The organism is Pseudoalteromonas sp. MER144-MNA-CIBAN-0113 (assembly GCF_040308965.1).
Taxonomy (GTDB): Bacteria; Pseudomonadota; Gammaproteobacteria; order Enterobacterales; family Alteromonadaceae; genus Pseudoalteromonas; species Pseudoalteromonas tetraodonis.
In genome coordinates this window covers 1-248 of record NZ_JBEOOG010000505.1, presented here as the reverse complement: position 1 = coordinate 248, position 248 = coordinate 1, and the positions used below count along the sequence as shown (strand labels likewise).

Annotated in this window: 1 protein-coding gene; it reads right to left on the bottom strand. The window is 36.7% G+C overall.

Annotation, left to right across the window (positions count from 1 at the left end; all coding sequences use genetic code 11):
- On the bottom strand, window positions 1–248 hold a 248-nt coding region (locus AAEY57_RS20700; RefSeq protein ID WP_350608747.1), incomplete at both ends, for a hypothetical protein.

The following is a 248-nucleotide window of genomic DNA, read 5'->3' as shown; positions in this document are numbered from 1 at the left end:
AGTTCTATGTATGCATTAGCAATAGCGAGAAGTGCTTGAGGCTCAATTGTTTGACTACTTTGTGCTTTTCGCTGATATAAGATAACGGCTGCTTCATATTGTTCTAGCGCTAAGTTTGCATTAATAAGGGCAGTTGTTGTTGCTGGAATATCTTTATATTTTTGATCAAGCTGATTGAGCTTAGCAATTAAGTCACTGCCTGTATAAAACTGGTTGAGGTAGTTATTTTGTAACTGCACATATTGAGC